The sequence below is a fragment of the Pseudomonas sp. NPDC088429 genome (genome assembly GCF_044753305.1).
GTDB classification, from domain to species: domain Bacteria; phylum Pseudomonadota; class Gammaproteobacteria; order Pseudomonadales; family Pseudomonadaceae; genus Aquipseudomonas; species Aquipseudomonas rustica.
Window position 1 is genome coordinate 867 of the sequence record NZ_JBIVMX010000076.1, and the last position, 20955, is coordinate 21821.

General features: G+C 58.7%; 14 protein-coding genes and 1 riboswitch. Of the genes, 2 read left to right on the forward strand and 12 right to left on the reverse strand.

All coding sequences use genetic code 11. The features are described 5' to 3' along the window. The 3 genes from ACIP66_RS25165 to ltaE form a co-directional block, all read right to left on the reverse strand. Positions 1 to 747: aspartate kinase (locus ACIP66_RS25165; protein ID WP_400651720.1), on the reverse strand; the 747-nt coding region annotated here is incomplete at its 3' end. Between the two features lie 90 nt (positions 748 to 837). Next, positions 838 to 3456, reverse strand: coding sequence for an alanine--tRNA ligase (gene alaS, locus ACIP66_RS25170; RefSeq protein ID WP_400651723.1), 2619 nt, complete (start codon positions 3454 to 3456; stop codon positions 838 to 840). Between the two features lie 146 nt (positions 3457 to 3602). Further along, the gene (gene ltaE, locus ACIP66_RS25175; RefSeq protein ID WP_400651726.1) at positions 3603 to 4607 is read right to left on the reverse strand and encodes a low-specificity L-threonine aldolase; all 1005 of its coding nucleotides are present in this window, start codon (positions 4605 to 4607) and stop codon (positions 3603 to 3605) included. A gap of 276 nt (positions 4608 to 4883) precedes the next feature. Beyond that, a riboswitch (FMN riboswitch) is annotated at positions 4884 to 5055 on the forward strand. A gap of 101 nt (positions 5056 to 5156) precedes the next feature. On the opposite strand from ltaE, the gene ACIP66_RS25180 reads away from it, so the two are divergent. Next, positions 5157 to 5666: a 6,7-dimethyl-8-ribityllumazine synthase gene (locus ACIP66_RS25180; protein ID WP_007919335.1), complete on the forward strand. Its 510-nt coding sequence runs from the start codon at positions 5157 to 5159 to the stop codon at positions 5664 to 5666. A 121-nt stretch (positions 5667 to 5787) separates the two neighbouring features. Here the strand turns inward: ACIP66_RS25180 and astE are convergent, their stop codons facing one another. The 7 genes from astE to ACIP66_RS25215 form a co-directional block, all read right to left on the reverse strand. Beyond that, entirely contained in the window at positions 5788 to 6798 is a 1011-nt protein-coding gene (gene astE / locus ACIP66_RS25185) for a succinylglutamate desuccinylase (RefSeq protein WP_400651728.1), read from the reverse strand. Positions 6799 to 6810: 12 nt separating this feature from the next. Further along, entirely contained in the window at positions 6811 to 7101 is a 291-nt protein-coding gene (locus tag ACIP66_RS25190; RefSeq protein ID WP_008077915.1) for a hypothetical protein, read from the reverse strand. A gap of 57 nt (positions 7102 to 7158) precedes the next feature. Further along, on the reverse strand, positions 7159 to 8505 hold the full coding sequence (astB, locus tag ACIP66_RS25195; protein WP_400651731.1) for an N-succinylarginine dihydrolase: 1347 nt from the start codon (positions 8503 to 8505) through the stop codon (positions 7159 to 7161). Between the two features lie 164 nt (positions 8506 to 8669). Then, positions 8670 to 10139 carry a succinylglutamate-semialdehyde dehydrogenase gene (astD, locus tag ACIP66_RS25200; protein ID WP_400651741.1) on the reverse strand — a complete coding sequence of 490 codons (1470 nt, stop codon included), beginning with the start codon at positions 10137 to 10139 and terminating at the stop codon, positions 8670 to 8672. Continuing rightward, the gene (astA, locus tag ACIP66_RS25205; RefSeq protein WP_053122864.1) at positions 10136 to 11161 is read right to left on the reverse strand and encodes an arginine N-succinyltransferase; all 1026 of its coding nucleotides are present in this window, start codon (positions 11159 to 11161) and stop codon (positions 10136 to 10138) included. Before astA ends, astD begins: the two co-directional genes overlap by 4 nt. Positions 11162 to 11212: 51 nt before the next feature. Further along, positions 11213 to 12232 (reverse strand): arginine/ornithine succinyltransferase subunit alpha, encoded by a 1020-nt coding sequence (gene aruF / locus ACIP66_RS25210; protein ID WP_053122867.1) that lies wholly within the window; start codon positions 12230 to 12232, stop codon positions 11213 to 11215. A gap of 214 nt (positions 12233 to 12446) precedes the next feature. Continuing rightward, complete coding sequence (locus ACIP66_RS25215; RefSeq protein ID WP_008077923.1) at positions 12447 to 13667, reverse strand: aspartate aminotransferase family protein; 1221 nt, start codon at positions 13665 to 13667, stop codon at positions 12447 to 12449. A 548-nt stretch (positions 13668 to 14215) separates the two neighbouring features. Between ACIP66_RS25215 and ACIP66_RS25220 the strand changes: the two genes are divergently transcribed. Then, a complete protein-coding gene (locus tag ACIP66_RS25220) occupies positions 14216 to 19003 on the forward strand; it encodes a dermonecrotic toxin domain-containing protein (protein ID WP_400651735.1) in 4788 nt (1595 codons plus the stop codon). Between the two features lie 24 nt (positions 19004 to 19027). Here the strand turns inward: ACIP66_RS25220 and argR are convergent, their stop codons facing one another. Beyond that, the gene (argR, locus tag ACIP66_RS25225; RefSeq protein WP_007912706.1) at positions 19028 to 20008 is read right to left on the reverse strand and encodes a transcriptional regulator ArgR; all 981 of its coding nucleotides are present in this window, start codon (positions 20006 to 20008) and stop codon (positions 19028 to 19030) included. Between the two features lie 265 nt (positions 20009 to 20273). After that, positions 20274 to 20955 (reverse strand): ATP-binding cassette domain-containing protein (locus ACIP66_RS25230; protein WP_400651739.1); only part of this gene is annotated, 682 nt, incomplete at its 5' end.

Below are 20955 nucleotides of genomic sequence, written 5' to 3' on the forward strand. Positions count from 1 at the left end.
CGCTTCCTCGTCAACCATAGACATCAGGGTGCCCCGACCCTCCTTGAAGCAGACCACTACGCGCAGCGGAACGTTGTACTTGCCGGCGAATTCCACGGCACGGATCTGCAACACCTTGGAACCGAGGCTGGCCATTTCCAGCATCTCTTCGAAGGTGATCTTGTCCAGACGCTGAGCGACCGGCACAACGCGCGGGTCAGTGGTGTAAACACCATCAACGTCGGTGTAGATCTGGCACTCGTCAGCCTTCAACGCCGCAGCCAGTGCCACGCCGGTGGTGTCGGAACCGCCACGACCGAGGGTGGTAATGTTGCCGTGCTCGTCGACGCCCTGGAAACCGGCGACAACTACCACGCGACCTGCTTTCAGATCACCACGAATCTTCTGGTCATCAATCTGCAAGATACGCGCTTTATTGTGCGCACTGTCGGTCAGGATCCGCACCTGATTACCGGTGTACGACACCGCCGGCACACCGCGCTTGATCAGTGCCATGGCCAACAGGGCAATCGTCACCTGCTCACCGGTGGAAACAATCACGTCCAGCTCACGCGGAACCGGTTGACCGTCGCCACTGATTTGCTTGGCCAGATCGATCAGACGGTTGGTTTCGCCGCTCATTGCAGACAGCACAACCACCAGGTCATCGCCGGCATCGCGGAATTTCAGAACCTTGTCGCCGACCACCTCGCTTCTCTCGACAGTACCGACCGAGGTGCCTCCAAATTTCTGTACGATCAAAGCCATTTCAAAGCCGCCTCTGCCCATGAAGGGCGCCCAATAATCACTCGAACAGCCACCGCGCCCGCCACTAGACTGCGAGCGCGACGGACCGTCTTATAAACCCTGCTCGACGAATGGAACGGTCAGCGCCAGTGCACCATCCAGCGCGCCGGCATCAACGCCACCGCCCTGCGCCATGTCCGGACGACCACCGCCCTTCCCGCCCACTGCCGCAGCAGCTTGCTTCATCAAATCACCGGCTTTGAGTTGGCCAGTCAGGTCTTTGGTTACGCCAGCAACCAGAACGACCTTTTCCTCATGGACACTGCCGAGCAGGATCACTGCGCGGCCGAGTTTGTTCTTCAACTGATCAACCAGCGCCAGCAGCGCCTTGGCGTCCTGACCATCCAGACGTGCAGCCAAAACCTTCACGCCTTTGACGTCCAGTGCCGAGGACGACAGATCGTCGCCCGCCGCGCTCGCCGCCTTGGCTTGCAACTGCTCGAGTTGTTTCTCCAGTTGGCGATTGCGCTCGAGCACAGCCGACAGCTTGTCGATCAGGTTGTCGCGGCTGCCCTTGACCAGGCTGGCCGCTTCCTTGAGTTGTTCTTCTGCAGCATTCAAGTAAGCCAGTGCCGCAGCACCGGTGACCGCTTCGATACGACGCACGCCCGAAGCCACACCGCCTTCGCTGATGATTTTCAGCAGACCGATGTCGCCGGTACGGTTGGCGTGGATACCGCCGCACAGTTCGACGGAGAAATCGCCACCCATGCTCAGCACGCGCACGTTGTCGCCGTACTTCTCGCCGAACAGCGCCATCGCGCCTTTGTTCTTCGCGGTTTCGATGTCGGTTTCTTCGGTTTCAACGGCGGAGTTCTTGCGAATCTCGGCGTTGACGATGTCTTCCAGCGCTTTGATCTGCTCAGGCTTGATCGCTTCAAAGTGGCTGAAGTCGAAACGCAGACGCTGACTGTCGACCAACGAACCTTTCTGCTGAACGTGCTCGCCCAGAACCTGGCGCAGTGCAGCGTGCAGCAAGTGCGTGGCCGAGTGGTTCAACGAAGTGGCGTGACGCACTTCGGCGTCGACGTGGGTTTCCACTGGCGCGCCGATGGTCAGGCTGCCCGAATCCAGCACACCGTGGTGCAGGAATGCGCCGCCGGTTTTGGTGGTGTCGCGCACGTCGAAACGGCTGCTGCCGGCCTGCAGATAACCGCAGTCGCCGATCTGGCCGCCGGACTCAGCGTAGAACGGCGTCTGATTCAGAACGATCACCGCCTCTTCGCCTTCATTCAAGACGTCGACCGACTGGCCATCTTTATAGATAGCAACGATTTTTGCCGAACCGCTGGTGTCTTTGTAACCGGTGAACTCAGTGGCCACGTCAACCTTGACCAAAGTGTTGTAGTCCAGACCGAACGAGCTGGCCGAACGCGCACGCACACGCTGGGCTTCCATCTCACGTTCGAAGCCGACTTCATCGACAGTCAGGCTGCGCTCGCGGGCGATGTCGGCGGTCAGGTCCATCGGGAAACCATAGGTGTCGTAGAGTTTGAACACTACGTCGCCCGGCACCACGGTGCCTTTGAGTTCCAGCAAATCCTGCTCGAGAATTTTCAGGCCGTGCTCCAGAGTCTTGGAGAACTGCTCTTCTTCAGCCTTGAGCACGCGCTCGATGTTGCTTTGCTGCTTCTTCAGTTCCGGGAAGGCTTCGCCCATCTCGGCAACCAGTGCGGCAACGATCTTATAGAAGAAGCTGCCGGTAGCGCCCAGCTTATTACCGTGACGGCAGGCGCGACGGATGATCCGGCGCAGTACATAACCGCGACCTTCGTTGGACGGCAGCACACCGTCGGCGATCAGGAAACCGCACGAACGAATGTGGTCGGACACGACTTTCAACGAAGACTGATCGCCATTTTCACAGCCGATCGCTTCAGCCGAGGCCTTCAGCAGGTTTTTGAACAGGTCGATGTCGTAGTTGGAATTGACGTGCTGCATCACCGCACTGATCCGCTCCAGGCCCATGCCGGTGTCGACCGACGGCGCTGGCAACGGATGCAGGACGCCATCGGCGGTGCGGTTGAACTGCATGAACACGTTGTTCCAGATCTCGATATAACGGTCGCCGTCTTCTTCCGGCGAGCCCGGCGGGCCGCCCCAGATGTGGTCGCCGTGATCGTAGAAAATCTCGGTGCACGGACCGCACGGGCCGGTATCGCCCATGGTCCAGAAGTTGTCGGAGGCGTACGGCGCGCCTTTGTTGTCGCCGATGCGGATCATGCGCTCGACAGGCACACCGATTTCTTTGGTCCAGATGTCATACGCTTCGTCGTCGGAGGCGTAGACGGTGACCCAGAGTTTTTCCTTCGGCAGCTGCAGAACGCCGGTCAGGAAGATCCACGCGTAGGTAATCGCGTCTTTCTTGAAATAGTCACCGAAGCTGAAGTTACCGAGCATTTCGAAGAACGTGTGGTGACGAGCGGTATAACCGACGTTTTCCAGGTCACTGTTCTTGCCACCGGCACGCACGCATTTCTGGCTGCTGGTCGCACGGGTGTACGCACGTTTTTCCTGGCCCAGGAAGCAGTCCTTGAACTGGTTCATCCCCGCGTTAGTGAACAGCAGGGTTGGGTCGTTGCCCGGAATCAAAGAGCTGGAGGCTACACGGGTGTGGCCTTGCTCTTCGAAGAAGCGAAGGAAGGCTTCACGGATTTCTGCGCTTTTCATTAGGTTCTTCCACGGAGGCTGCGGCCAAAGGCCTGTTCGAAACGTCAACAGACGAAGCGACGGCAAAGGGCCGCATTATATCGGCCCTGCGCGCGGGGTACAGCGTGTTTATACGATAGAAACGGTCAATTGGACGGCTAACGCTGTCACTTGCGCGAAAAGTCGACGAATGTCGCGATCACTTGCTCGATTTGCGCGCGACTGACGTCCATGTGCGTGACCATACGCAGACGCGCGGCGGCGCTCAACTTGATCCCGCGTTCGCCGGCAAACGCCTTGATCGCTTCGGCTTTGTCGCCCATTTGCACATAAACCATGTTGGTTTGCACCGGTTCAACGCTGAAACCTGCTTCACGCAGACCGTCGGCCAAAAACTGCGCGTTGGCGTGGTCATCCGCCAGACGCTCGACGTTGTGATCCAGCGCGTAAAGCCCCGCCGCCGCCAGCAGTCCGGCCTGACGCATGCCGCCGCCGACCATTTTGCGCAAACGGCGGGCCTTGCCGATCAGTTGCTCGGAGCCGCACAGCACCGATCCCACTGGCGCACCGAGTCCTTTGGACAGGCACACCGATACCGAATCGAAATGTTTAGTGATTTCCCGCGCATCGACACCTAGCTTGACCGCGGCGTTGTAAAGCCGCGCGCCGTCGAGGTGCAACTGCAGGCCGTGGTCTTGGGTGAATTTACGCGCCCGCGCCAGATATTCCAGCGGCAGCACTTTGCCTTGCATGGTGTTTTCCAGCGCCAGCAAACGGGTGCGAGCGAAATGGAAGTCGTCGGGTTTGATCGCCGCCGCGACTTGATCCAGATCCAGCGAACCGTCGGCCTGCACTTCCAGCGGCTGCGGTTGAATCGAACCGAGCACCGCCGCGCCGCCGCCCTCGTACTTGTAGGTGTGCGCCTGCTGACCCACGACATATTCGTCGCCGCCCTCGCAGTGCGCCATCAATCCCAACAGATTGCTCATGGTGCCGGTCGGCACGAACAGCGCTGCGGCAAAGCCCAAGCGTTTAGCCAGTTCGGCTTCCAGACGATTGACCGTCGGGTCTTCGCCGTACACATCGTCACCGGTGTCGGCCGCGGTCATCGCGTCGAGCATGGCGGGTGTCGGTTGGGTGACGGTGTCGCTGCGAAGATCGATAACGCTCATGAACCTGGCCTCAATTCAGCAGGGGAAATCCCTTTACGAGGGTGAATTACTGCGGTCATCGCGGCGATTAATCAAGCCCTGGACAAGGAAAATGCACCTTACTCCTTGAGAAGGCACACCCCATGTGGGAGCGAGCTTGCTCGCGAAAGCGGATTGGCAGTCAGCATCCGCGTTGAATGTTAAACCGCTTTCGCGAGCAAGCTCGCTCCCACAGGTTCTGTGCAGGGCTGGAAAATATGTGTTAAAAACGCTGCGCCGCCCGCGAAAGGGCGGCAAAAACGTTCTCAGGGCGGGGTGCAATTCCCCACCGGCGGTAATTGCGCGCAATGCGCATAGCCCGCGAGCGCTTGGCGACGAATACGACTTCGGTTGAGATCGGCGGCAAGGTCAGCAGACCCGGTGTGATCCCGGGGCCGACGGTCATAGTCCGGATGAAGAGAGAACGGGATTAACGCCAAAGGGCCGTCCGCGCGATGTTGTGCGTGTGCGCACCCTTGAATCCCTTTCGATTCATAACGCCCTGTTTTTCACACAAACAGGAGTCAGAACATGCAACCCACCGCTATCGACAGCAAAAGCAAACACCCACACGGCGAGCGCGTTGCGTTCATCCAGGCCTGCTGGCACAAAGAAATCGTCGACCAGAGCCGAAAAGGCTTCGTCGCCGAAATGATTGCCCTGGGTTATCAGGAATCCGACATCGACATCTTCGAAGTCGGCGGCGCTTTTGAAATGCCTCTACACGCCAAGTTGCTGGCCAAAACCGGTCGTTATGCCGGCATCGTTGCCGCAGCCCTGGTGGTGGATGGTGGCATCTACCGTCACGAGTTCGTCGCCCAATCGGTGGTCAGCGGCCTGATGCAAGTGCAGTTGGAAACCGAAGTGCCGGTGTTCTCGGTGTCGCTGACGCCGCATCACTTCCATGCGGGTGACGAGCATCAGAAATTCTTCTTTGAGCACTTTGTGCACAAGGGTCAGGAAGCGGCGCGGACTTGCGCGGATACGCTGCGCAAGGTTCGTGCACTGCGCCGTACTGAGCCGCATGCAGTAGCCGTGTAAACACGGAACCAAAACTGTAGGAGTGAGCCTGCTCGCGATAGCGGAGTGTCAGTCGACCACTGTAGTGACTGATACATTGCAATCGCGAGCAGGCTCACTCCTACAGGGGTTTTGCGTAGGGTCAGGCGAGGTTTTCGTCGCTGGTCGGGACGATCAGGATGCCCGCGCGCAAGCCGTTCTTGACCTTGGGATTAGGGAAGATGATACGCGCGCCCTCTTCCTCAATGATCCAGCGGGTATTGGCCAGATCTTCGGCCAGCACATAACCCATCTCCAACTCGGAAAAGTTTTCAATGTCCTGCGGCAGGTTCAGGCGGAACGCATCGCTGTGCTTGATGATTTCCCGCGCGACACTGAACAACTGCAAACCATCCAACTGCGCTTCAGCCATCTCTGGTTCAGTGCCTTCAATGATCTGCTTTAATCGAGTTTCCAGCAGCGAGACGTTAACCCCGTCGTTCTGCCCGAACGGCCGCGCCTTGCCCAGTTCCAGCGTGAAAGCCTCGGCGCCGAGCTTGTCGTAGGTGTAAGAGCTGAACACGATCGACGGTTTGTTCTGCAGCAGCACCGCTTCCATCCCGGCAGCGCGCAGGCGCGCCAGTTCAAGGCGTGAATGCTGACGACCTTCCTTCCACGGATACAGCGCGAACTGCTCGATCTTCGAGCCGCGAATCGCTGTGTGCAGGTCGTAGTGCAGGCGCTGGCGATCCGGCAGGCTGAAGAAACTCGCCGCCAAACGTTCCAGCTCACAGGCTCGCAGCGCTTCTGAGCCACTGCTTTGTTCGTGACGGCCATTGAACAGCCGATTGACGTCCTGCTCGACAAAGCGCTCGCCTTTGCGAATCGCCTCGGGGTTGCCGAACAGAAACAGAATGCGTGCGCGCGGCTTCAGATCGCCGCGTGCGATGTCGTGCAGCAGCCGATCAAGCAACTCGATCGGCGCTGTTTCGTTGCCATGGATCCCTGCCGACAGCAGCAGATCCAGGCCATTGTCGCGCGCTTCGGGTGGCCGGACTTCCAGCGCCCCTTCGCTCAACCAGCGCATGCGCACGCCTTCGACAGTCAGTTGAGTCTTCTCCGCCGGTTCGCGGCCGGCGAGGGTCAGTTCAAGTAGTTTGCCGAGGGCGAGCATAGAGCGGTTTCCTTAGTGATCGTGGTTGCAATCCGGGCCGTGCACGTGGTCTTCGTCGTCGCCAGCGTCAGCCGGTTCCATTTCCAGTTGCAGACTTACCAGATTAGTCGCCAATGGGCGCAGCAGCAGGTTGGCGTATTCGGCGTCACCTTCTTCAACGTCCACGCCGATCAGCAACTGGCCACGGCCGTCCTGCTGAATCCACAGCTCTTTGCCTTGCCACATGACCGCAACGCGGGTGCAGGAGGTCTCCAGTTGCGTGCCGTCGGTGTCTTCAAGGATCAGCTGCAGGGAATCGCTCATGTTTTTACTCTCTTGGTGAGACAAGCCGCGCGCCGCGTTCAGGCGGCGCGCCGGCCATCAATTGATCTGGAATGGATAAACCGCGCCCAGTTTAAGGATTTGCGTCAGTTCATCCAGTGCCGTCCGGCATTCAAGCAACAACTGCGGATCCGCCAGATCGGTTTCGCTCAGGCGGTCGCGGTAGTGCTTCTCGACCCATGCGGTCAACGAACCGTACAACGGTGCCGTCATGATAACCCCTGGGTTGACGGCTGCCAGTTCGGTTTCGTTGAGCGCGACGCGCAGTCGCAGGCACGCCGGACCACCGCCGTTTTGCATGCTTTGCTTGAGATCGAAAACCTTCACTTCGCGGATCAGACCGCCGGAGCTGGTCAGGCTTTGCAGGTAAGCCCAGACGCGTTCGTTGGCCTGGCACTCTTGCGGCACGATCAACAGCATCGAACCGTCCGGACGCGAGAGCAACTGGCTGTTGAACAGGTAAGAACGCACCGCGTCATCCACGGTGACTGCCGAACGCGGCACACACACCGATTGGAAGTTACCACCGACTTTGGCCAGTTTGCTTTGCAGCTCGGCCAGCATCGACTCGGTGTCGAGGAACGCGTCCTCGTGATAGAACAAGACCTCGCCATTACCCACAGCAATCACGTCGTTGTGGAACACGCCCTGATCGATCACGTTCGGGTTCTGCTGGGCGTAAACCACGCCTTCGTCACGCAGACCGTGCAGACGCGCAACGGCTTGCGAAGCTTCGAGAGTCTGCCGCGCCGGGTACTTTTGCGGCGCCGGGAAACGGTTGTCGAACGCGCTGCGACCGAACACAAAGAACTCAACGCCCGCCTCACCGTACTCACGGCAGAAACGCGTGTGGTTGGCCGCGCCTTCATCACCGAACTGCGCCACCGCCGGCAACGCGGCGTGATGGGCGAAGTGCTGCTGATTGGCGAACATCGCACCGAGCACGCGGCTGGTGGTCGGGTGCTCGATGCTGCGGTGGTATTTGCAATTGAGGTTGGCGGCGGTGAAATGCACGCGACCGTCAGCAGTGTCGGCACTCGGGCTGACCGTGGCGGCGTTGGCCACCCACATGCTCGACGCCGAGCAACTGGCGACCAGCAGCGGCATGGCTTCTTTGCCGGCGCGCTCGATCACTTGCGCGTCGGTACCGCTGAAACCCAGACGGCGCAATGCGGCTACGTCCGGACGCTCTTGCGGCGCCAGTACGCCTTGCTGAAAGCCCATTTCCATCAGCGCTTTCATCTTCGCCAGACCTTGCAGCGCCGCTTCCTTCGGGTTCGAGGATTGCTGGCTGTTGCTCTGGGACGCAACGTTGCCGTAGGACAGACCACCGTAGTTATGGGTCGGCCCCACTAGACCGTCAAAATTGACTTCATAGGATTTCATCAGCGAGGCTCCACGAGAATCTGTTGTTATAGGCTTCAGGTAACAATTCAGTCAGACCGCGTCGCGGCGATCGCGAGCAGGCTCACTCCTACAGGTTTAGCGGTGAATACACATGTTGTGTACGACACAAGTCCTGTAGGAGCGAGCCTGCTCGCGAATGGCCGTTACGCCATTTTCACGCCTGGCGTTAGGGCGGCTGGCAAAGTCAGGCTCGGTGTTTCCAGCGACGCCACCGGGTACGCGCAGTAATCCGCTGCGTAATAGGCGCTGGCGCGATGGTTGCCCGAGGCACCCACCCCACCAAACGGCGCGCTGCTCGCAGCGCCGGTCAGTTGTTTGTTCCAGTTGACGATGCCGGCACGGCTTTCCAGCCAGAATTGCTGATAACGCGCTTCGGAATCCGACAGCAAACCAGCAGCAAGGCCATAAGCGGTGTTGTTGGCTTCAACGATCGCTGCTTCAAAATCAACGTAGCGGATCACTTGCAGCAACGGGCCGAACAGTTCTTCGTCCGGACGCTCGGCAACCGCCGTCACATCAACGATGCCCGGCGTCAGCAACGCGGCTTGTGCTTGCGGCTGAGTCATTTCCAGCAGCGACACTGCGCCGTTGGCCAGCAGATGTTCTTGAGCGTCCATCAGCGCTTTCGCCGCGCCGAGGGAAATCACCGAGCCCATGAACGGCGCCGGTTGCTGATCGAATGCGCCGACTTCAATGGTCGCGCTGACTTCAACCAGACGCTTCAACAGGCTGTCGCCCCACGCGCCTTGCGGCACCAGCAGACGGCGTGCGCAGGTGCAACGCTGACCGGCAGAAATGAACGCCGACTGAATAATCGTGTAAACCGCTGCATCCAGATCCGCGACCTGATCAACCACCAGCGGGTTGTTACCACCCATCTCCAGCGCCAGAATCTTGTCCGGACGACCGGCGAATTGCTGGTGCAGATGATTGCCGGTGCGGCTCGAACCGGTGAAGAACAAACCATCGATGCCCGGGTTCGCGGCCAGCGCGATACCAGTTTCCCGGGCGCCTTGCAGCAGGTTCAGAACACCCGCCGGCAGACCGGCTTCGATCCAGCACTTGACCGTCAGTTCGGCCACTTTCGGCGTCAGTTCGCTTGGCTTGAACAGCACGCTGTTACCCGCCAGCAGCGCCGGCACGATGTGGCCGTTCGGCAAGTGCCCAGGGAAATTGTAAGGGCCGAACACTGCAACCACGCCGTGCGGCTTGTGGCGCAGCACAGCAGTGGCGTCGCCCAAAGGGCCGCTCTTCTCGCCGGTACGCTCGCGGTAGCTCTGCACCGAGATCGCGATCTTGTTGACCATGCTGGTCACTTCGGTCGCCGATTCCCACAGCGGTTTGCCGGTCTCTTCACCGATGGTGCGAGCCAGTTCATCTGCGTGGTTTTTCAGCGACGCGGCGAAAGCCTCAAGCACCGTGATGCGCTCGTCCAGCGTGCGACGCGCCCAACCCGGGAACGCCTGACGCGCAGCTTGCACAGCCGATTCAACCTGAGCCGCCGTGGCGCCCTCCCCCGACCACAGCACTTGCTGGGTCACCGGGTTTAGCGATTGAAAGGCCTCGCCCTGACCGGCCAGCCACTCACCTGCGATGTATAGCGAATTCATTATTTCGACTCCCGTGCAGCGGACAACGCCACGGCGCGCACTTGATCGCCAGCGTTGAGTTGAAGACGTTTGGCGGTCTGCGGATCGACCACCAAAGTCCCGGCAGCGAGACGCGCCGGCGCAGCGGTGATGCGGCAGTCTTCGCGCTTGCGGTTATGGATGATGAACGGCGTGGCGTCGTCGCCCGGCGTACCCACGGCGAGCACCAGCGCTTCGCTGTCACGCACCGCGCGGATCTTGCCGGTTTCGCATTCGATGGCCGGGCCGGCGTCGAAGATGTCGACGTAACCCTGATAGCTGAAACCTTCGCCCTTGAGCATCGCCAAGGCAGGCTCGGTGTCCGGGTGAACCTGGCCGATGACCTGACGCGCGCCTTCCGACAGGAAGCAGGTGTACAGCGGGAATTTCGGCATCAGTTCAGCGATGAACGCCTTGTTGCCGACACCGGTGAGGTAGTCGGCCTGGCTGAATTCCATCTTGAAGAAGTGCCGACCGAGGCTTTCCCAGAACGGCGAACGACCGGCGTCATCGGAGACACCGCGCATTTCGGCGATGATCTTGTTGCCGAACAATTCAGGGAATTCCGCGATGAACAGCATCCGCGCCTTCGACAGCATGCGACCGTTCAGACCGCTGCGGTAATCGGCGTGCAGGAACAACGAGCACAGCTCGGAATTACCGGTCAGGTCGTTGGCCAGAAACAGCGTCGGAATCTCGCGATAGATATTCAGTTCTTGCGACGCACTGACGGTCAGGCCGACACGGAAGTTGTACCAAGGCTCACGCATGCCGACAGCGCCAGCAATGGCGGAAATCCCCACCACGCGGCCGTCGTCGTCTTCGAGCACGAACAGGTAGTCCGCATCACCACGGCCAGCTTCGCCGCGAAAGGTCTTTTCGGCCCAGCCGACCCGATGGGCCAGACGTTCTTCGTTGGCCGGCAAAGTGGTCAGGCCGGTGCCGGTGCTACGGGCCAGGTCGATCAGCGCGGATAAATCGCTGCTGCGTACGGGACGAACAATCATGCTATCTCCTCAAACGGGCCGCCTTCGCCACCCGTGAAACTCGCTAAGGCGTTAAACCGCCACCAGGCGCACGCTGGCACCTTCACCGACGCCCAGGGCTTCGGCCGCTTCCAGATCCAGAGTCACCGGTTTGCCCGGCGCGTAATCCAGTTCCAGCAGCACCGCGCGGTAATCCTGCAACTGCGCGTTGGCCACCAGATACTGGCGCCCGGCGCCTTTCACCGGTTCGCCGATCTTCACTGGCACCACACGGCTTTGGGCGATCGAACGGATCCCCGAAACACGCGCATGCAGGGTCGGGCCACCGTCGAAAATGTCGATGTAGTGATCGGTCTCGAAGCCTTCGCGCATCAGGATGTCGAAGGTGATCTGCGCACGCGGGTGCACCTGGCCCATCGCCTCTTGGGCGGAGTCCGGCAGCAGCGGCACGTAGATCGGGTAGTGCGGCATCAGCTCGGCGAGGAACGTGCGGCTTTTCAGCCCGCACAGGCGTTCGGCTTCGGCGTAATTGAGGTCGAAGAAGTTACGACCAATCGCGTCCCAGAACGGCGAGTCGCCATTCTCATCGCTGTAACCAACGATCTCGGTCACCACCGAATCAGCGAAACGTTCGGGATGGCTGGCGACGAACAGCAGACGACCACGGGAATTCAGCTCCGACCACGGCGACCCGACCAGCTCACGCTGCACGTAGAAACTGGTCAGCAAGCTGTTGCCGGTCAGGTCGTGGCACTGCGAGAGCACGTGAATCTTGTTGTGGATCTTCAACTCGCGGGAAGCGTGGACGAAGGTCTCGTTACGGAAGCTGTAGAACGGCTCCGAGTAACCGGCGGACGCAACAATTGCCGAGCAACCGACCAGTTTGCCGGTGGTGGATTCTTCGAGGACGAAGAAATAGCTCTCTTCACCGTTGAAGCTCACTTCGGCAGAAAACGACGCTTCGCTCGCGGCGATCTTGTCGCTCAGACGTTCCACGTCATCCGGCAAGGAAGTGACACCAATCGGGCTGTCCGCAGCCAGACGCTGTACCTCGCCCAGATCAGCCATTTGCGCGGGGCGCATCACCAGCATGGTGTCACTCCTTTTCTCTTATCAATTCACAGAAGAAATAACCGGGCCTACATGGAGATCAATGTAGGAGTGAGCCTGCTCGCGATTGCGGTCTGTCAGAAACCAATGAGTCGACTGACATACCGCAATCGCGAGCAGGCTCACTCCTACAGTTGATCTGGTCCGGCATCAAAATTTTGATCGACGCCTGAAACTCCAGGCGCCGAAGGGTCTATCAGGCTTGCGTCAGTGCAGCAGCAGCGCGCTCGAAACGATCCAGACCGGCATCGATATCAGCGTCTTCCACCACCAGGCTCGGAGCGAAACGGATCACGTCCGGACCGGCTTGCAGAATCATCAGGCCTTCTTTTTCAGCGGCGTTGAAGATGTCTTTGGCCTTGCCTTTCCACGCATCGCTCAGCACACAGCCGATCAGCAGACCGAGGCCACGCACCTGTGTGAACAGGCCGTATTTCTCGCCGATCTGCTCAAGGCGTGCCTTGAACTTGTCGTGCTTGGCGTTCACGCCGTTTAGCACTTCCGGGGTATTGATCACGTCGATCACCGCTTCCGCGACCGCGCACGCCAGCGGGTTGCCGCCGTAGGTGGTGCCGTGAGTGCCGACAACCAGATGTTTGGCCAGCGCTTCGGTGGTCAGCATCGCCGCGATCGGGAAACCGCCGCCCAGGCTCTTGGCGCTGGTGAGGATGTCCGGGGTCACACCGTAATGCTGGTAGGCGAACAGCTTGCCGCTGCGGCCCATGCCGGTTTGCACTTCGTCGAACACCAGCAGCGCGTTGTTCGCGTCGCAGAGTTCGCGGGCGCCTTGCAGGTAAGCCAATTCGGCTGGCAGCACGCCGCCCTCGCCCTGGATCGGTTCCAGCACGACCGCACAGGTCTTGTCGGAAACCGCCGCTTTCAGCGCGGCCAGGTCGTTATAAGGAACGTGGGTGATGCCGGTGATTTTCGGGCCGAAACCGTCGGAGTACTTCGACTGGCCACCGACGTTAACAGTGAACAAAGTACGGCCGTGGAAGCTGTTCAGCGCGGCGATGATTTCGTATTTCTCAGTGCCAAAACGATCGAATGCAACACGACGGGCCAGCTTGAAAGCGGCCTCGTTGGCTTCAGCGCCGGAGTTGCAGAAGAACACGCGCTCGGCGAACGTGGCGTCGATCAGCTTGTGCGCTAGACGCAGGGCTGGCTCGTTGGTGAACACGTTGGACACGTGCCACAGCTTGTTCGCCTGTTCGGTCAATGCACCGACCAGCGCCGGGTGCGCGTGGCCCAATACGTTAACGGCAATCCCGCCGGCGAAGTCGATCAGCTCGCGGCCGGCCTGATCCCAGACGCGGGAACCGGCGCCACGCACCGGAATGAAAGCGGCAGGCGCGTAGTTGGGAACCATTACCTGGTCGAAATCGGCGCGTTGTACCGCAGCGTGCTCAACGGACATCGGAGTCTCCTGAAGAGGAACACCCGCCTGAAACTGGCGAGCGATGGGGGGATTGTAAGGACAGTTTTCAGCCCGGCCTTGCCGCCAAGCGACAACTTCTTATAGCGCAAACCCCGGATTTTCCCGGGTTTACGGCAATGCGACATATAGCGTCGCAAAGGCGCAGTTTAAACTGCCCGGGCGGATCTGCGGTGGCTTCACTGTATTTGATCGAAGAATTCCATGTGCGGTAACTATGTACCGCACATGATGATTTTTTTTCTGATTTGCTGGGCGCTCTCCACACGCTAATGGATGAGCGTATGAACCTGTCACAACCGCTTCAATCTACCGGTCGTCTTGACGCCCTCGATCTTGATCACGACGACGCGCACTTCGTGCATTTGCTTGGTACCACGCCGGATTGGCTGGCGAACGCCTCGGCGCAAAAACGTGAAGCTCTCGGGCGCGTAATCCCGCACTTGGCAGACTGGCACGCCGCAACGCCTCGCCAGCATCACGCGCAATTACGCGTGCTGAATGCCCAGCACTGGACCGCGCAAAACCAGGTGGATCGCCTGCTCGCCGACCTAAAGAACGTCGATGCTTTTGCCGCACCGTTGCTGGCAGCAGCGATCAAGGATCAGTTCGGCCTGACGCTCGACGTCATAAACACCTTCGTGCGCCTTTACATCCCCGCTAAAAATCCGTGGTTTGGCTTCACCACTGGTGCAGAACGCATCTGGACGGTATCGATGCTCGATGCCGCCCTGCACAACTTCGAGCTTCACGAAACGGAAGCAGGCGCCTTCGATGACAGCTCCTGCTTCATCACTGCGCCGGACAACCTCGGGCAATTTGAAACCCTGCCCGACATCACGCAGACAATGCCAATTACAGACTTCATTAAACTGTGCCGAACGCTCGATTTGGGCACGCAATACCAACAGCACCTGGAAAGCCAGTTGGGTGTCGACCGTCCCGATGTGGCAGCGACGCTGCGCCTGCACGTCCAGATCAGTCAAAAGTCTGCATTGAAAGCAGCCCTGCTGCAGGCGCGAATGCACAACGATATTCAGGAAGACCTGTACCGGCTGATCAGCGGATTGATCGATGGCTTGCGTGGAATGCGACTTGATGGCCAGGCCTTGCACAGTCAAACCTTGTCGCTGCTGTCTTCGCCGTTGCACGGCATTGTTGTGTTTGCGCCTGACCTACAGGCCAGCGATCAGGTAAGCCGGCTGGTGGTGTACGTGCCGAACGATCCCGAGCACCCGATCAAGCAATACGCTTCCAGCGCAGAATTCGCTGCCGAGCTGACCCGACAATTACGCGATTCCGACTATCAGCATTTCTTCAGCCGCTTCATTGCGCACAACGAACGCGGTCGCTTCTTCAGCACGTTGAAATCGCGCCTGAGCCACGTGCAGTACTTCCCCCACGAACAAGGTGATCCGCGCCCGGCTTGGCGCGAAGTCGCTATCGAGAAGCCCGACCTGCAGTTTGTCGCCGACATCATTGAGCTTCCGTTATGGCAACAGCAGTTCGAAGATGCACTGAACAAAATCCTCAACGACGGACAAAGCCTCGCGGTTTCCACGGCGCGAGTGGATCAACAGGCGCGCTGGGCACTGTGGGATTCGCTGATGAGCGTCGCTTCCACGCTGCTGACAATTGCAGCGTTCGCGGCCATGCCGTTCGTACCGTTTCTTGGCGAATTGATGCTCGGCTACATGGCCTACCAGCTACTGGACGAGACTTTCGAAGGCATCATCGAATGGGCGCAAGGCCAGCGAACAGAAGCTTTTTTGCACTTGATGGATGCCGTTGAATCGGTGGTGCAACTGGGGATCTTTGCGGGCGGCGGCCTACTGGTTGCCGGTGAATTTCGTAACGTATTGCCGCAACACGTCGTACGTTTTATCGACCGGTTCAAACCCGTGACCGCCCCGAACGGCAAAACCCTCTACTGGAAACCGGATCTTCGTCCTTACGAGCAGGATATTGCCCTGCCGAAATATTCGGTACCCAGACAAAACGGACTGTATCAGCATCAAGGAAAATTACTCCTGCCGCTGGACGGTAAAGTGTTCGCAGTGAGACCAGCCCCCGAACCTTATGGCTTTCGTATCGAACACCCAAACCGTCCGGACGCTTACCCCCCCACCCTCGAACACTTCCACACCGGCACCTGGCAGACCGAGTTCGATCAACCGTTGAGCTGGTCGACTGACAAACTGTTGCGTCGCATCGGTCATACCATCGACACGTTATCGCCGGTTGAACTGGAACAGGCGCTGAACGCCAGCGGCTATCACGAAGACGTCTTGCGCAAATTCCACGCCGAACGCAAACCATTACCGCCGCTGCTGGATGACACCCTCAAGCGCTTTTCCATCGACAAGAACATCCGCACGTTCATCGAACAAATGAACAGCCCCGACGCAGAGGAATATGCGCAAGCGGATCCGGTCACTCAACTGAAATTGCTCACCGAACATTGCCCATGGCCGGAAAACAAAAGCCTGCGATTACTCGATCAGCAAGGTGAAACCGTGTGGCAAAGCAGTCGTCCTGATCTTCCTGCGATTGAGCTGACGAACTCTGGCGATCTGCTCGCCAACTTGCTGTTGGAGCTCGACGAGAGCGAACTTAAAACACTGCTCAAAGAAGATCCCTGGCTAACACCACAGGCACATACCGCACGCGCCCGTACCCTTAGAAAAACTCTGGCAAAAATTGCCACGGAACGCAGCAACATCCTGTTCGACACTCGCTATCGGGCGAGCGAACACATAACTGACGCCGGCGTGGACGCACTCATCGACACAACACCGGGCCTTCCCACCAGCCTCGCGCGGGAAATATTACGCGCCGCCACCGGCCGAGAACGGCAACAACTGAAACAACTGCCAGTGCCCAAACGACTGGTGCAGCTCGCACGTTGGGCGATGGACGAAGTGCGCAGCACTCGCGCCTTCGAAGGCTTCTACCTTGACTCGATCAACCAGCTCGACACGCATCGATTGGCGCTGCACTCACTCGAGAAACTCGCCGGCTGGCCGGACCACCTGCGCATCGACGTTCGTGAATTCGGTTTTGAAGGCACGCTGCGCGACAGTGTCGGCCAGCAAGATGCCGAGGTGCGCAAGACGCTGGTGCAGCTTGAAGATGCGCGTTATCAGGCATTCGATGAACAAGGACAGGCTTTGTCGGCACCGCAGGATTTCTACAGCGCCATATTGCAAGCTCTGCCGGACGACGCACGCCACTCCCTGAACATCAATATCGGCGAAAGCGCAAAACTCAAATACAGCCTGCGCGATAACGCATTGGCGCGCGAAGACCTGCAAAAATTGTTGTCACAACATCGCCAGCTCAAACCTGCTTACGACCCGAATTTCATGCGATTGCCGGGCGGCACCGAAGGCCATCGCCGCCTGCGCCCTCGCGCTCCGACTCTGGAGCAGCGCGCCATGGAGCTCAATCCATCCCTCACCGAGCCACAGCTGCAAACCTTTATGCAAAGGCTGCATGACCATCCTGACGGCCCGCGCATCGAGCTTTCGCGCCTGCGAGCCGAGTACGCAAAACTGCAGCTCGACCTGCATGTCTGGACGACTCAAACCCCGGCGCACCATCCGCTAACCGGTGTTCACGTCGACGCAACGGCGTTTGCTGAGGCGCAATTTGATCGACTGGTTTTTAAAGAGGTAGTCCAGCATTGCTGGCTCAAGCGAACCACACTCGACGAAGCATCACCCGAGGCTGGCAGCCTGCTGAACTTCGCCCGACCGATCATTGGCGAATTTCCACAACTGACTGCGGACTTCAGCCACATCACGCACTTATCCCTGGAAGGCAGTCCGGCCGCACTTGGCATCAACTACTTTTTGCAAAGTTTTCCAAAATTACGGCATCTGGAAATCCGCAGTTTCAATCTCGGCAGCCTTCCTCAAGCAATCAGCAACATGCCGCAACTGGATCAACTGATACTCGCCGAATGTGGTATCACTCTGGACGACGCGGCAGAGGCAACGCTTAACAATCTGAAAAGCCTCACTGCGCTGGATTTGTACGGCAATCCTCTGGGACGCACACCCAGCATCACAGCGATGCCTGAACTGAGTTACATCGATCTTGCCGACACCGGCATCACCCGCATTCCAAACGGTCTGGCAGGCCATCCCTCACTGAATACAGGCATCTTCAATAACAACCGGATCAGCGACATACCGCAGGCGTTTTTCCTCTCCCCGCCCGAGATCACTTCGGGCTTCGATTTCGCCCACAACCCGGTATCGACCGCGACACGCGACAGAATCAGAGCGCATTTTCATCAATCCGGACAGACGCTGGGAGTGCTCAGCGAGCCTGTTGATATCGCGCGAATCCGGCAGCTTTATTCTTTATTCAATGTCGAAGATGCCAGTCTGTTTTTCTACCGCATGCCGGGCTTCACGCAGGATGCAAGACTCGCGCTGACTCGACTGGAAGATGAGTTCAGAACCATGAGCACCGATCTCGCGGCCTGGACCGGCAATATCCCAGCGATAAATCCCTTTAGCCAAGCACCGTTTACAGCACTCGAACTGGCGGAAGAACACGCGGCTCGGGATGAATTCAAAACCCTTGTCGAAGAATGCTGGCGCAGGGAAAGCGAGTTTGATGAGGTGGGCGAAAGCGGTGAATCACTCTACGAGCTCAACCTGCCCACCACTGTCATCGGCGAGCTTCCTGCTTTGCACGCTGATTTCAGTCATGTCTCGACCTTGACCCTGTTCAGCGAAGAGGGCGCAACCTCCGGCGCCAACCAATTCCTGCACAATTTCCCCAACCTCAGAACGTTGAACATTCGTGAGTTTTCACTCGAAGACATTCCTCAGGCCGTGTTCAAGATGGGCAATCTGACGGCGCTCTACCTGACCGAATGCAACATCAGCCTGAGCGCACAGAGCGTTGCCGCACTGGGGGAAATGGTAGAGCTGGAGTTTCTCGACTTGAGCTACAACACGTTGGGGCGCACCCCGGACCTGAGGCAGTTAAGCAACCTCAGGGGATTGACGCTCAACAATACCGGCATCAGCAGAATCCCGGAGGGCCTGTTCCAACTTCAACACTTGGGTAACGCCGATTTAAGCGGCAATGCCATCACCGAGATGCCCAGCGACCTGCTCGAGCTGCCAGGGGAAATGGCCGAAGTCATTAATCTGCGCGGCAATCCGTTCAATGAACAGAGCAAGATAATCCTCAGCGCCTACTTCAAAAAGCACGGCATGGACTTTGGCATCGAAAGCACGATCGACGAGGCGGAGATGGAAGTTTCAACGTCCGAGGGCTCGGAAATCGACGAATAGTGTTCGTCGACTGAAGCGCGGCGATCAACCGCGCTCTGGCGGCACCGATGACAATTCAAACGGGCTGCTGCTGCGCCGCTGGTTGCGATCTTCCCGCGGCGTGGCGCCGAAGAAATTGCGGTAGGCGCTGGAGAAATGCGGCCCCGATGAGAAGCCACACGACAGGCCGATCTGGATGATCGACTTGCTGGTTTGCATCAACATCTGCCGGGCCTTGTTCAGGCGCAATTCCAGGTAGTACTGGCTCGGCACACGGTTGAGGTATTGCTTGAAGATGCGCTCCAACTGACGACGCGACACGCACACGTGCTGGGCGATTTCGTCGGTGGTCAGCGGTTCTTCGATGTTGGCTTCCATCAGCAACACCGCTTGGGTGAGCTTCGGATGGCTGGAGCCGAGACGGTTCTGCAACGGGATGCGCTGACGCTCGCCGCCCTCGCGGATGCGCTCGACCACCAGTTCTTCGGAAACGGCGCCGGCCAGTTCCGCACCGTGATCGCGGGCCAGTACCGCCAACAGCAAATCGAGAACCGACATGCCGCCGCAGGCAGTCAGTCGATCACGATCCCAGTCGAACAGATGACTGGTGGCGATGACTTTCGGGAAGCGTTCAGCGAAATCATCCTGCCAGCGCCAGTGCACGGCAGCGCGATAACCGTCGAGCAAACCGAGTTGTGCCAACGGATAAACACCGGCAGACAAACCGCCGATGACCGTACCGGCACGTACCAATTGCTTGAGCGCACTGCTGAGTGCCGGGGCCAATGTGGTCGGCGGCTCGTCAGCGAGCAGGAACAGTTTCTGGAAGTTTTCGAGCTTGCCCGCCCACGCTTCACCGGGCAGTTGCCAGGCACCTTCGGCCGGTGGTTCGGCTTGCAGGAACGACAGTTCGTAAACCACGTCCGGGTGCACCCGCTGAGCAACACGCAAGGCTTCCTCCGCCAGCGCCAGCGTCAACGCTTTAGTGCTGGGCCAAATCAGGAAACCAATTCGATGGGCAGTCATGGGCGGGCAATCCGAAGCGAAGAACAGTGATGAAGGCATGGGCCAATGCTAGCCCGTAAATGAACACAAATCTTGAGCCTGACGCAGATCCACCATCGGAATGAAATGCCTTTCCGATGTAGGAGCTGTCGAGTGAAACGAGGCTGCGATCTTTTGATCTTCAAAAACAGATCAAAAGATCGCAGCCTTCGGCAGCTCCTACAGTGGATTGGAGCCAGCCTTCAGGTCGCGAAGCATGACCTAATTTGGTGCATAACGGCAGCGATTACTTGAGGCTGCCCGAGAGGAATTGTTGCAAACGTTCTGATTGCGGATTCACCAGCACTTCACGCGGGTTGCCGCTTTCTTCAACCACGCCTTTGTGCAGGAACACCAACTGGTTCGACACTTCACGGGCGAAGCCCATTTCGTGCGTCACCACGACCATGGTGCGACCTTCCTGAGCCAGCGCTTGCATCACCTTCAGCACGTCGCCGACCAGTTCCGGGTCGAGGGCCGAGGTCGGTTCATCGAACAGCATCACTTCAGGTTCCATCGCCAGCGCACGGGCGATCGCCACGCGCTGCTGCTCGCCACCGGACATGTGGCCCGGGAACGCATCTTTACGATGGGCCACGCCGACCTTGTTCAGGTAGTACTCGGCTTTTTCGCGCGCTTCGTACTTGGGTACGCCGAGCACGTGAACCGGCGCTTCCATGATGTTTTCAATCGCGGTCATGTGCGACCACAGGTTGAAATGCTGGAACACCATCGACAGGCGCGAACGCATGCGTTGCAGCTGCTTCGGATCAGCGGCTTTCAGCGCGCCGTCCTTGTTCGCCACCAGTTTCAGCTCTTCGTTGTTGAGCAGAATCTTTTCAGGGTGAGGATGATCGATATTTTTGATGATGGTCTTGTATGTAATTTTTGTTGTGGTACTTGTTGATATGTTTGTTATCAGTTTGATT